General features: G+C 51.9%; 5 protein-coding genes. All 5 read right to left on the bottom strand.

The annotated features are described in order from the left end of the window. Nucleotides 1–89 precede the first annotated feature (89 nt). A complete protein-coding gene (locus tag NYE25_RS00820; RefSeq protein ID WP_339270873.1) occupies nt 90–1,025 on the bottom strand; it encodes a carbohydrate ABC transporter permease in 936 nt (311 codons plus the stop codon). Between the two features lie 15 nt (nt 1,026–1,040). Next, nucleotides 1,041–1,961 (bottom strand): ABC transporter permease, encoded by a 921-nt coding sequence (locus tag NYE25_RS00815; protein ID WP_341144855.1) that lies wholly within the window; start codon nt 1,959–1,961, stop codon nt 1,041–1,043. A gap of 228 nt (nt 1,962–2,189) precedes the next feature. Then, complete coding sequence (locus NYE25_RS00810) at nt 2,190–4,490, bottom strand: AraC family transcriptional regulator (protein WP_341144854.1); 2,301 nt, start codon at nt 4,488–4,490, stop codon at nt 2,190–2,192. A 52-nt stretch (nt 4,491–4,542) separates the two neighbouring features. Next, nucleotides 4,543–5,493: a LacI family DNA-binding transcriptional regulator gene (locus NYE25_RS00805; protein WP_341144853.1), complete on the bottom strand. Its 951-nt coding sequence runs from the start codon at nt 5,491–5,493 to the stop codon at nt 4,543–4,545. Nucleotides 5,494–5,840: 347 nt separating this feature from the next. Beyond that, on the bottom strand, nt 5,841–13,811 hold the full coding sequence (locus NYE25_RS00800; RefSeq protein WP_341144852.1) for an S-layer homology domain-containing protein: 7,971 nt from the start codon (nt 13,809–13,811) through the stop codon (nt 5,841–5,843). Nucleotides 13,812–14,300: the final 489 nt, after the last annotated feature.

Here is a 14,300-nt window from a genome sequence, read left to right as displayed (position 1 = left end):
CCTCTATTAATGTGCTAAATGCTTCGAGCCTGTCTGACCTTGCCCTTTATTACTTATAAAAAAACACTATGTTAGCCGGCAAGCCGGTTCTAACCTTTGACCGCTCCAACAGTAAGCCCTTTCACAAAGTAGCGTTGGACGAAAGGATACAGCAGGATAATTGGCCCTGTCGCCACCACAGCAACGGCCATTTTGAGTGTTTCCGTTGGCGGCACGACATTAGCGGCCAGGTAGGCTCCGTTGTTCGTCTGCAGCACCGCTGCGCTGGACAGGATTTTATAGAGCAGGAATTGCAGCGGATATTTACTATCCGATGTAATGAACATATTGGCATTGAACCAGTCGTTCCAGTAGCCGAGTGCGAGAAACAGCCCGATTGTGGCGAGTCCAGGCGTCGACAGCGGCAGAATCAGCCTCTGGTAGATCTTGAAATCACCGGCGCCATCAATTTTGGCGGACTCTACAATGGATTCAGGGATCGACTTCATGAAGCTGCGCATCAGGATAATGTTCCAGGCACTCAGCAGCGGAGGCAGAATCAGCGCCCAATAGCTGTCTTTGAGCCCCAAATTTTTGGTCATGAGAATATACCAGGGAATTAGGCCGCCGCTGAACAAAGTCGTGAAGTAAATAAAGAACGAAATGCCGTTGCGCATTGCGAAATCCTTGCGGGAGAGGACATATCCAGCCATCGAGGTTAGGAAAATGCCCAGCAGTGAGCCGGCGATGGTCACACCGATCGTTACACCATAAGCCCGGTAAATTTGCTCCGGCGTACTGAATACTGACTTATAAGCCTCGAACGAGACCGTGTTCGGGAATAATTGAAAGCCTTTTGAGATAATCTCCAGCTCATCGGTAAAAGAACCGGCGACGATCAACCAGAAGGGGATGAGACAGATCAGGGAAACGAATGTCAACAGTGTGTAGCCGATGATATTAAAAACGATGGTTTCCTTATCCTGCTTGATCCGGCTGCCCTTGAAGGCATCCGCTTTGGCCAGTTGATTGACTTGAGTACTCAAGCGTATACCTCCTTTCTAAAACAAGGAGTAATCCTTGTTCGTCTTACGGATGATGAAATTGACGATCATGATCAAGGCGAAGCCGAAAAAGGATTGATACAGGCCGGCTGCCGTACCCATACCGATGTCAAAATTGACCGTCAGGGAACGGAACACATACGTGTCGATAATGTCTGTGGCATCGTACAGCATACCGTTGCTGCCGATAATCTGATAGAACAGATCGAATTGCCCCTTCATAATGCCGCCTAGGCTGAACAGAATCAGCAGGATGAAGGTAGGTTTCAGCAACGGCAGAGTGATATTTCGGATTTGCTGAAAAATAGTCGCCCCGTCGATTTTCGCCGCCTCGTAATATTCATCGCTGATCGCCATAATGGCTGCCAAATAAATGACGGTGCCATAGCCGAGCCCTTTCCAGATATTAAAGAACACAATAATGAACTTCCAAGGCGCCGTGTGCAGGTAGAAATCATAGGGATGAAGTCCAATCTGCTTAAGTACGCTGTTGACTACCCCGAGGTCTGAGAACAGGTTGTAGACGAACGCGCCTACCAGCACCCAGGACAGAAAATAGGGAAGAAACATCAGTGACTGGGCCGTCTTCTTAAACAGCTTGCCGGACAGCTGAGCAAGGAATACGGCACAAATAATCTGCATGATATTGCCCAGTATAATGAACGCCAGATTATACAGTACGGTATTCTTGGTCAAATTCCACAGCACTCCTGTCTTAAACAGGAAATTGAAATTCTCCATCCCGACAAACTGGCTTCCAAACAGCCCCCCGTCAAAATCAAACTTCGTAAAGGCGTAATACACGCCAATCATCGGGATGTAACTAAACACAATGAAAAACACAATTGTTGGTGCAATCATCAGCAGAAGCGTCTTGCTCTGACGCAGTTCCCGGATGATCCCGCCCTTTCCGGACATCGAATCAGCCTCCTTCTCCTTCTGTTTTGAATATTCCGCCGGTGCTTCCGGCTTCAAGGTCAATACTAGGAGACAGCCTCTTTCCGGGCAACTTACCATATGCGATATGACTCACTTTTTGCTTAAAAAGCAGACTAATTTTTTCCGAACTGACTGCTTATTTGCTACCTCTGCACGTTAAAAAAGGCGATCCTTGCGCGATTTTACCGCCATGGATCGCCTTCTCTTCTAATCTGCTGCAATGCCTGCTTCTACGCCGTCATCATCTGTTCGCCCTCGGCCCGTTCTGCGGTATTCCGCAGGCGTTACACCGTTGTACTTCTTGAACGCTTTGAAAAAGTACGGGCTGTTCGAGAAGCCGGCGCGTTCTGCGATTTCTCCGACGGGAGCATCCGTATGCAGCAGCAGCTCGCGCACTCTGCTCATCCGCACCTTCTGGATATAACCTAGTATCGTCTGCAGCGTATGCTGTTTGAACACGCGCCCGATATAGGTGGCGGACATGCCAAGCTCCTCTGCCAGCATGTCCAGTGACAGATTCGGATCGGCATACCGTTCATCGAGAATTTTTTTGATCCGGCCCGGCAATTCATCCTGCCGGCTCTTCTTCCGTTCATTCATCTGATTCTCCAACTGATCAAATAGTAACATACAACGTTCAATGAACTGCTCCATCGTCTCCGTCCGGGAGTGCGGCATATACAGCTGCAGATTAATGAACTCCCAGTCCTCGTTCGACAGTGAATGTGACCGGATAATCCGCAGCGCGTTCTGCAGCGCAAAGGTCAGATGTGAAACAGCAAACTGGTAGGAAATATAAGTATAAGCAGCCGTATCTACAATGATCTCGCGGAACAACTGCCTTACATCAGCTATCCGCCCGAGCATTAGCTCATCAATCATCTGCTTCTCTTTATGCAGTGGATATTCATAACGGTTGGTCTTGTTCTGTTCCACTTCCTCGGCTTCGATATGGCTGCCGGCTCCGCTGAACACCCAACTGTATGAGGCTTCCACCGCCTGCTGATACAAGGCGTGCACCGCTTCAATATCCGGGCCGCTCAGGCTCGAGGAAACAGTGACTGACAGCTTTAAATATTCGCTGACCGCCGTCTGAATCCATGAAGCTGACTCCTTGCACCGCTCCCGGTCACCTTCGGCATCGCCGGACATCTGAAGCAGCACCGCCGCCTGTTCATCCCCGATATCCGCCGCGGTGGCGGGAATGCCAGCGGCAGCGAACAGCTCTTGGGCAATGTTGAGCACTCCGTAGATCAGCAGCTTGCGGTCCTCCGCTTTGTATCGGTTCACGAACAGCAGGTGATCATCTACCATGATCAGGAGGACACGGACAGGCTGTAAAGGATCCAGCGGAATGCTGTACCGTTCAAACCGATCGGCTGCATGCTGGGCGGTCATCTGTGTATATCCCTTCAATAGGCTGCGAAGATAATCCATGCGCATGGCCTGGACACTCTCCCGCTGCTCTGTCTCCAGCTTACCTAGCCGGGAGAGCTTGTGGTTCAGCCCGCTGAAAATCCGACGGGACAGCAGAGAAGACAGCGCAAGTCCGGCGAGCAGGATGCCTCCGGCAACGATCATTGTCTTGGTCCGCATACTGTCGATATTCTGGCTGATTACCGAATAAGGCACAATGCGTATATACCTCCAGCCTAGATAGTCAGACCTGCTGTAGGTGATCAGAGATTTGACATGATCGACCTCAGCAGCAAAATACCCGGAACCCTCCGGATCTCGCAATATCCGGTCTATATACGTCGTGCCCTTAAGGCTGCTCAGCATCGGCGTCTTCCAGCTATTCGTGACAAGTGTGCCGTTTTCGTCGATCAGAAAGGTATTCGTCGGAGCATTCGTCAGAGAACCGTCGATATGCTTATGCAGCTGCGTCTCCTTTATGTTGACGACGACCGCATTCTTCCTCGATTTCTTGCTGAGCGTGTCATATAGCAAAAAAGTATACGTATCGCGTTCCCGCTCAGCGATGTTTCCGACCAGCCCATCGATCCTCAACTTGCGGGGAATCGGCATTAGTGTGTTGTAATCGTTTACATGTTGGAGCATGCTGCGCAGCTCCTGGTCGTAAAATTCCGTCTCGGTGAACACAGAAGGTACGTTCATATCAGAAGTGACATAAAAGGTGCGTGCCTCGGCATTGTAAACATAGATAGATTCGATAAATGGCGAGGTTTCACGGTAATTGGTCAGCTGCCGGATGGAAACGGCGATGTCCAGCGCACTGACGTCGGGAAAATTAAGCAGATTGGCGACATTCTGATCGCTGTAGATCTGCTTGGCAAACGTGGCGGCGGTCACAGCCATCACGGAGGCTTCCTGAGTCGTCTGCGCCAGACTACCCATCGTCTGATCATAGGATTGGCGGAGCGCAATCTTCTCAAAATTCATATAAAGAATGATGGACAGGATGGAAATTGTCAGGAAAATCGTGACTACCATTACGGAAAAAAACTTCCCGAAGTAGCATTCTACCTTTCTATGCGGCATTTTCATGCATGATTCCCCCACCAAAGGATAATGTTATTCCAGCCCTGCAGGTGGGCATTCATTTCGAATCCGCCCCTTTTTGCGAAGAACCTTTGACAACCAGCCTGGAATCTACCATAAAATTCCCTTGACCCTGCTGGAGATTGCCATTGATCTGATCGATAACCTTGTCCGCCAGCAGCGCCCCCAACTCGTACAGCGGCTGTTCAACTGAGCTAATCTTAGGCGATACATAATTGGTAATCCGGATATTGTCGACACCCACCACCGCCATGCGGTCCGGAATCGCAATGCCATACTCAGAGCAAGCTTTGTACACACCTAATGCCATCTCGTCATTGGCGGCAAAAACCGCTGTAAAATCGTCGCTTTCTTCCCATAACCGACAGAAAGCTGCATATCCTCCATCTTCGGAGAATTCTCCTTTCTCAACTAGAGTTGACAGAAAAGGAAGTCCCGCCGCAGCCAGCCCCTCCTTGAACCCTTGCAGCCGCTCGATGCTGTCGAGCGCCTCCTCGTAGCCGTTCAAAAAAGCAATCCTCCGGTGCCCGTTCGCCGCCAGATGAGTGACAACATCACGACCGATTTTCCAGTTATCCGTAGTGGAGCAGGGAATACTAGGATGTCCAAGCCGGCGTCCGATAACCCCAATCGTGTACCCTTCACCAGCGAAGGCCGCGATCTCTTCGTCGCTCAGCATCGGTGCCACCAGAATAATGCCGTCTACTGTCCGGTTCTGAAGCAGCGACAAATACTCCAGTTCCTTCTTCTTCTCATTTTGCGAGTTACAGATGAGAATTTTGTAATTCATTGCGTTTGCCCTTTGTTCAATTCCCTTGATAATCTCGGCATGATAGGATATCCCGATATCGAGTACGACGACGCCCAGCGTCATGGTCTTCCTGGATCGGAGTTGCTTGCCCATGGCATTCGGTGTATAGTTCAATTCCTGAATGGCCTTCAATACCTTACTTTGCGTTTCCTTAGTTACCAGCGGACTGTCGTTCAATACGCGGGATACCGTCGCGGGCGAGACATTGGCAATCCGGGCAACATCGATAATTTTGCTATTCTTCATCAGTTCACATACTTTCGAGGGTTGATAAATCCATTATAACTATCAATGAAATCGATTTCAATATCCTTTCGTCCCTTGAAAACGCACAATCTGCCTTTCTGCAGCCCTTCTATCTTTCCACTTGTTATCTCAACAATCATTGCAAGCTCTCATTTCTTTACGGTTTCAGGCAAAAAAAATCAGGCACCGCACAAGCTATGCCTGATCTTTGTTCTTCCTTTCGAAGGATCGGGCCTTCTTCGGCAATAAACGTTCACCGAAACGACCCGCCAATTCAACTAGTACATTATTCCGTACAACCGGTAAAGTGTAACAGCTGCTTCCGCCCTGGTGATCGGCGAAACGGGCTGCAAGTAACCGTTATAGCCCTGGAATAAACCGGCCGAAACCGCACGGGCCACACTTTCCCTAGCATAAGCGGATACCTGCGAAGCATCCCTAAATTCCGGCAATGCCTCCCCGCTGACCACGGAGCGTTCCTTGCCTGCGGCAAGCATGGCGCTGTCCAGCATCATCATCATTTCTTGACGGGTTACCGGCTGCTCCGGCCGGAACTCACCACTGCCCGAGCCGCGCACAATGCCCAGCGTCCGCGCAGCATTCACATCTTCATAGTAATAATCAGCCTGCGTTATATCCGTAAAGGAATGGGAGGCTTGCGCCCGCAGATCAAACAATCGCATGATCATGACTACCGCATCCGCGCGGGTAATAGTTTGCGCAGGCGAATACGAATGCTGCGAGACTCCCCGGAGGGCGCCCTTAGAGGCAAGAGCTTCCACCGCTGCCTGCGCCCAGCCGTAGCGGCCCAGATCGCTAAAACTCTTGGCTACAGAGACAACTGCATAACGGCTGAAGCGATGTGTGGTGAATAGCATCTCACCGCCTACGCTGTCATATCTTCCGCTGACTACCGGCTGTCCCTTTCCATCTTTACCAATCTGCCAGAACGTCAGCTGAGACGGGTTGAGCGCTTCAGCGGAGGAAAGCTGGTAAGGCATGCGGAACGTAACGGTCGCTAGATTGTTCTGCCAGCTGACAGGATTTCCGTCCACGGCAGCGCCCAGTTCGACAGCCGGACGGCTGCCCGCAGCCTGCTTGACGTCCTCATCCGCACCGGACAGATCCGCGAGCTTAACGGACACAGCAATCTGCTTTGCTTCTTTAGCCATGCCCGCAAACATATCGCCCGGAAGTAGCAGGCTACCTGCAGGGGTAATAAATTGGATCCGCACCTGCTTCATCGAAGCCAGATATGAGGCAGGCAGCTGCAATTCGAATATTGTCTTACCCGCAGCTGATCCGGCCTTAAATGTAAGCGTCCGCACTCCATTGGTATCCGCCGGAGCGGCGGCGAGCGCCTTCGTAAGCTCCGCTGTGCCGGGAGCAAGAACAGACTTTGCACCGTCTGCAGCGGCCACGGAGACGTAAGGAGCCGGTGTGACGGTTTCTGCAACAGGAATAGGAGTATTCGTTCCCTTCTTGCTGATAACCAGCATTTGCGTTCCAGGCAAGGCTTCGTAATAGACGAATGCACCTTCACCCTCACGGACCGGCTTCAGGTTATAAGAAGTGGCTCCCCGTGTGAGAGTAACCTCACTCCATTCTGCCGGAACCTTCGTTCTCAAGGTCAGCGGCTCATTGTAAACTGCCGGGTCCAGTGTGCCCTCCAGTTTAACCTCAATTGTACCGGAAGCTGCTTTAGTAGCCTTAACCGTGGCGTTCTGTCTTTCACGCAAATATTTGCCCACCTCGGCAAAGGTACCGTTCCAAAGAGCATCTATCCGCTGGGCTACATATCCGTAATGATTGTCGTACAGGCTGAGCGGAGGTGAAGACCAGCCTTCACCATCATTGCCATGGCCGGTCAGAATCAGCCAGTTGCCCTTGGCGATGCCAAAGTCGGTCCACTCATCCAGTTGGACGGCCGTTGTCGTGCTTTCAACCATTGTGCTGCTCAGATTGTAATACTGCTCTGTACTGCTGGCGTTGCCGGCATTGTTGCCTCCCTGGCGCGCGGCAACGAAATACTTGGCTGCTTCTGCCGCAACCGCCGCATTGCCCGTATTGTACGGGAGCGCCAGCGATTCCGGCTTATAACCGGTCTTCTCCTTGATCCGGGCGACAGAATCCTTGAACTCGGAGGACACATTTGACCCGCTGAGCGTGGTCAGATTCCGGTGAGTAACCGTATGGCTCGCTACATCGAAAATCCCTTTATCGAGCAGTGCTTTCCACTGATCCCACGTGCCCGTGGAAGCGCCAGTGTCATTATAACCATCGTCGATCCAGCCGCTGATGAGGGCCAGCGTTCCCTTCAGGCTGTATTTTTCATGCAATCCGGCAAACCGTAAAGCGGATTTGTAGATACCATCATCGTACATAATCGAATACGCGCCGGCCTTGCCGTCTTTCCAGGTGGTGATCTCCGTATCCCCGATGCTGTAAAGTGTGCCCCGGATGGCTTTGGCCACAGTATCGGCTAAAGTCCAGGCTCCTTTTGGATTCGGATGAATCTTATCCGGGAAGTCGCTGCGGCTTCCGGCTGTGGCCGCGTTCACGTCAATCAGGGTTGCGCCTGTCGCTTCAGCCGCCTGCCGGATCAGAGGAATGACCCCATTTTGCAGGACGGAGTTGACAATGCCATAAGCCTGGTTCGGATCATCGTTGAACACTGCCGGTGGCAGATTGACAAAGACCTTCGGATGACTTGGCAGTGCCTGGTACAATTGAATCAGCTCTTTATAATTGCTCAGAAACTGGTTCTGCCCCTCCTTCCAGTTCCAGGATTTCGTGTCATTAGTACCAAGCTGGATAACCACGACGTCTGGAGCATAAGTCTGGCTGGCGGCAAATGCTGCTTCATTCCAGTATGGATCGTCGCCGTCCTTTAGCAGCGTACGGCCGCTGACACCGAAGTTCTTGACGGCAAAGTTGCTCCCGAGCAGCGACTGGAGCTGTGCCGGATAACTCGTTACCCCGGCATATTTCAGCCCGGCTCCTGCTGTGATGCTATCGCCAACCGTTGCCACCTTGATTTGACCTTCCGGACGGTTCTTCTCCGGAATTTTTTCCGTATACGTGGCGGGAATTTCATCAGACGGATATTCAGCGAAGTACAGATCGTCAAAATAATAAGTGCCGGGATTCCACTCCGACAACCGGATTTCCTTCAGACGGCTGATATCCGCAGAGGTCTTCATCAGTGGAATAAACACTTTCGTCCACTGCCCCTTGACTGAACCGACATCGGTCCAGTTATTCACGGAGACCGTGCCGTCTGTATCCACAAAGGTAACGTGGACGGTGTTCGATCCCTGCATATCCTTAACATAGAAGGCCAGATAATTGAAGCTGGAAGCATCTATGGAAGCTGCGCCGCCCTGGGGCTTAATGATGACAGATTGCTTATCCGCTCCCGGTGAGCCGCCGTCTCCAGTGACTTCCAGCTTCACACTTCCCGTTCCTCCAGGATTGACCCCAAATGTCCGGTCCACTGCCGCGACGGCATTCACACCCTGGCCAACCTGCACGTCTGTCTCCTCAAAAGACTGGAACCAGCCGCTAGCACCTACAGGATACGAAGCGGGCTCCGCGCCGGTCTTGTAGGTTGCAGCGAAGAAGTTGTCGACCCATAGCTGCTCAGAAGCGTTCATGCCGATCCTGATCTGGGTAATCGCCAGCGTATTCAGCTGCCGGCCGGACAGTGGAACGCCCTGCGCCTTCAGAAGCGGAACACTCAGTCGCGTCCATGTATCTTTCACCGTCTTCCCTTCCGTCTCCGTTGTCCAGGAACGTCCCTCGGCATCCACGAGCGTAATGGAAAGAGTTCTGTCCCCCATGCTGTCCTTAGCGTAGAAGTTCAGGTAATTGTAGCCTGTCAGATCGCTGTTGATCGCGCCGCCCTGCGGAACAAATGCGGCATAAGTCCCGTCCGCTCCGGAACCGGCTGTGATCTTGAGACTCTTCGTACCGTTACCTGCCGCGCTGTCTGCTGCTGATTCCAGCTGCAGCTGAGCAGATGAAGATAAATAACCCCGGCCCGACTCAAAGCTTTGGAACCAAGTCGAAATCCCGGCCGGCTTCGGCTGCGTTCCGGCCGAAATCCGGTTATACCGGTTATACCGCTCCGCCAGAATATCCTTTACTTGCTTCGGCGTTGTCCGGTCCATATGATACAGGCCCATCGTCTGCAGGCCCGTAATATTGGTATACCAGTTATATGCAGTCCACCAGGCCGCACCGCTCAGTAGTCCGTCCGGGTTCGGTGTCCCGTCCTCTGCCCGGGTAGCTGTGCGGGTAAAGGCATTGAAGGTGCCGGTGAACAGCGTCGTCTGCTTTGTGTCCGATGGGGTTTCGTCACCCGACCAGTAGCCGTACTCTGTGGCGATGATCGGCTTGCCCGGATGCAGCGCATGTATGGCCTCGATTTCCTCCTGTGTCTCCAAGTCTGAATTCGCACCGTAGAAGGCGCCGAAATACATAGTCATTCCGATGATATCCGCAGGGGAATGTGAATGATCGCTCACGCCTTTGTACGGATTCGCCACGGCGGACTGTCCGACTAGTCTTGTTCCGTCGATGGCATGTGCAGTGTCGCGCAGTTCTTGGATAAAGTTGACACGCTCCAGCTGCCCGCCTGACTCATTGCTGACCCCGTCAAACCAGACGGAAGGCCGGTTGTAATTACTCAAGATCATTTCCTCCATCATTTGCTTGGCCTGGCCCCGCTGACGCTGTAGGTCGAAGGCTTCTCCGCTGAACCAATAGACTGGAATTTCCTGCCAAACGGCAAGACCGATCCGGTCGGCATACTGATAGGTCGGCAAGCTGTGCGGGAAATGCCCAGTCCGGACGAAATTCGCCTTCAGCTCCTCCTTAATCTTCAGCAGGTCGCTGTACCGGGTTGCATCATCCAGCGACGGTCCTTTGTCGCTGCTGTCCTCCGTATAACCGACCCCGGTGAGAAACGGAGCCAACTCTCCGTTCAGCTTAAGCTGTACACCCTCCGCTTCCAGTGTACGGATACCGAACTGGGTATAAAAGGTGTCCGTTACTGTTCCACCGCTCTTCTGCTCTACCTTTAAAATATACAGATTCGGTTCAGATGGACTCCACAGCTTCGGTGCAGGTACTTTCACCTCGACCGTTTGTACCGCCTGCCCGCTGGCCGGAACAGTAAATGTGCTTCCTTGTAGCACAGCGGCTTCCATACCCGTCAGGTCCTGCGCATATTCACTGAGCTTGTTACCCTCTCCGATCTCCGCTTCGTAGACTGTATAGGACAGCTGAACCTGCTCCGCCGTTTTGCCCGTATGATTCAGAAAGGTGCGGACCGACAGATGTCCATCCGTATTCAGCGTACGCACATCACTGCGCACCACATAGGTGTCCGGCATAAATTCAACGTAGGCGTCCCGCAGGATTCCTGTGTAGTTGAACCAGTCGGACGTCGCGTACGGCAGTATTTCACCGTTATTGAACGTGTCCCATTTCGGATTGTCGACCCGCACCGCGATCACATTGTCGCCGCCATAGTTCAATAGACCGGAAGCGTCCAGTGCGAACGGCGTATAGCCGCCCTGATGTCCGCCCGCATATTGTCCATTGATCCACACATCTGCAAAATAGTTGACGCCGAGGAAAGTAAGCTGTGCAGGCTGCCCCTCAAGAGAGCTATTCACCTCAAAATGCTTGCGGTACCATACCCCGCCCTGATAACCCGACTTGTCACTCTTGTTCTCCGGTCCGCTCGGAGATTCGTAAATCGCGCTCTCATCCTCCGGGAGAGGCAGCGTCTTGCCGGCCCAGCCGGAGTCGTTGTAACCAGTCTGCTGTCTGCCGCCCGCCTCTTCCTCAAGGCCGGCAGTTCTGGCGCTGTCCCGGGGTGCTGCTGACAGCTGGGAATCCAGGGTGGTTCTTTCTTTTTTCCAGTCCCCGTTTAAAGAGAGGTACGTTCTGTCCAGCTGCTTCTCGAAAGAACCCAGCGGCAGACTGCCCAAATAAGGCATCGCTTCGCCGTCCACATCCTTCAGTACCAATTGTGTAAAGCCAGCATTCGGAAAGCCTGTGCTTTCGTTTTTACCGAAATAAAATTCATCCAGATAATAGGTCCCCGCTTTCACCGGCGTCACCGTCACAGCGCTAAGGCGTGCAAATTGGAAATTCACGCTCTTGTCCAAAGGCATAACGATCCGATTCCATCCGCCTGCTGTCGTCCCTCCGGTCTGCCAGTCTACCATTTTGCCGCCAGCATCCTTCAACTGTACTGACAGCGTCTGACCGCCCTGCTCATCCCACACATAAAAGATCAGATGGCTGAAATTTGTTGCATCAAACTCAGGCTGATAGTCGTATGGCAGGTTCTTGTCCGGGGACTCCTCGAGTGCCTGAGGCCTGACGACTATGCCATTCACACCAGGGTTGGACGAATCCTGGGACAACACAGCCCGAATGCTCGCAGAATTGTATGCGTTCGCTGACTTCTCCATGCTGAGCGCAGTGTTCACCCCGGTACCGGCCGTAATCCCGTACCTTCCGTCCTGCCCTCTCGTCTCAAAATTCTGATACCAGACCGCTCCGATATTCTGGGTTCCGCTGATGAAGCCGGCCAGTACATCGTCTTCGGCCATGGCAAAATACATATCATCGAGATAATACACTCCGGCATTGTAAAATCCGACGTCGACCGATACAATTTTTGTCAGATCAATCTTCGAGGCTCCTTTCAGCGAAAGCTGCATTTTGACCCACTTATTCTTGGTCGATTTGGAGGTTCCCCACGTGTCCCAGACGCCCCCGTTGGCATCCTTGATGCGGAATTCCACTCCATTGCTGCCCTGGGTGTCCTTCAGATAGAAAGCAAGGTATGAATAAGCCGACGCATCGAACGCACCGCCTTTTTTGGGCTGTACGCTCAAATAACTCCCGGCGGAATAAGGCCAGTCATTTTTGCTCGTTGTGACCATGACACCGGCCATGCCCGCTGCGTTGGCTATTTCACCTGAGGCTTCGGCAGTGGTAGCGCTGCCAGCGGAGTAGCCGGTTTTGCTCTCGAAATCATTGAACAAAGCTGTGCGCTCTGACTTAAAGGCAGGCGAAGGATCTGTTTCGTTCTGGGCCAGATAAAGATCATCGTAGTAGTACACATTACCGTAACCCCAGTACGTTCCGAGCTCAATCTGCTGCAGTCTGGACAAATCAATTTTTGATTTGTCCAACTTTACGGTCATTTTCACCCATTGCTTCGACTCCGTCTTGACCGCTGCGTTTGTTTCCGTATCCCAGACCCCGCCTTCGGCATCCTTGAATACAACATGAATACTGGATCCGGCGGCCGCTGTCGTATCCTTGACGTAGAACATCAGATAACTGAAGGGGGAAGCATCCATATACGTCACACCAGATACGGTCAAGCCGCCCTCAGGTTTAATTCCGGCTCCATAAACGCCGGTGTTCCAGGCTTCGTTCCGTTCCTTCCCTTCCCCGTCCGTATAGGTATTCTGCACCATTTTAAGACTGCCGGAGCTTGAGGAATAAGCAGCAGCCGCAGTGACACGCTGGGCGACAGTCGCTCTTCCCTGACCTGCCAAGCCATAGCTACCATCACTGCCAGGTTGTTCGAAGCTCTGGTACATGACAGGCGCCGATGGCTCCACGCCATCATCCGGATAAGCGGGCGGCGGAGCGGCAGCAGATTTGGCAAAGTACAGCTCGTCAAAATAATAGATGTTGCCCCAGCCCCAATACTCGCCCAGCGAAATGGAGACAATCCGCGAAAAATCGAGTTTTGTCTTATCGAGCGGAATCGAAAGCCTCGTCCATTCATCCTTCACGGACAGCGCCTGGTCCGTATTGGCATTCCATACTCTCCCGTCTGCATCCCGGATGACAACATTCGGGTTATGAACATCGGCGTCCAGAATGTAAAAATTCAAATAGTTATAGGCAGAAGCATCATAATAGGTCTCTTCGGTAACTGTATCCTTCTGCGGCGATACCGTGAATCCGTATACATCAGTGTTCCAGGCTCCACCGCCGGGATTATTATCGTTCGTCTGGATCAGGCGGACACTTCCCCGACTTCCGCCGCCCGGTGTCCGATCTGTAACCGACGCTATTGATGAGGTGCCAACGGCAGAAATTCCATAGGTACTCCCCTCCCCGGCATGCTCAAAGTTCTGATACCACTTGCTGTCTGTCTGTGTCTGCGTTGGCGTCTCCTGCGCGTAAGCGATATCTCGTGCCATTCCCCCGAATATGCCCGGGAACAGCAAACACAGTACCATGGTCGCCGCAAAATATTTGTTATGCCCCCGCTTTCGCTTTACCGATGTGCTTATAGACTGCATATATGACTCCTTTCGACTTTCATATTGAAATCGATTTCATACTCGAGAAAAAAAGAAAACAATTTTTTTTCATTCCCCCTCTTTTAAAATCGTATAAAACAGTTTGAGCGCGTAAGTCATCCAATGTAATATGACTCCTTTGGACTCTCACTTTCTTGAAATCGATTTCATTTTTGAGATAAAAAAAGAAAAGCTCCTCCCATTCCTTCCCTCTCTCAAACCCGAAAAAAACAGTTGAAGCGAATAAGGCATCAATGTAATCGATTTCAAATCTATTATAAGAATGCTCCAATAAAAATGTCAACGCTTTCTTTTATGTTTTCACTTTCCGAGTCAAGTGTACGTTAGATCTGGTTCTCCTCTTCACTCATTGGTAAACTATTATGT

It is taken from the genome of Paenibacillus sp. FSL E2-8871 (assembly GCF_038000345.1).
Classification (GTDB): Bacteria; Bacillota; Bacilli; order Paenibacillales; family Paenibacillaceae; genus Paenibacillus_AQ.
This window is presented reverse-complemented; position numbering and strand designations above follow the sequence as displayed.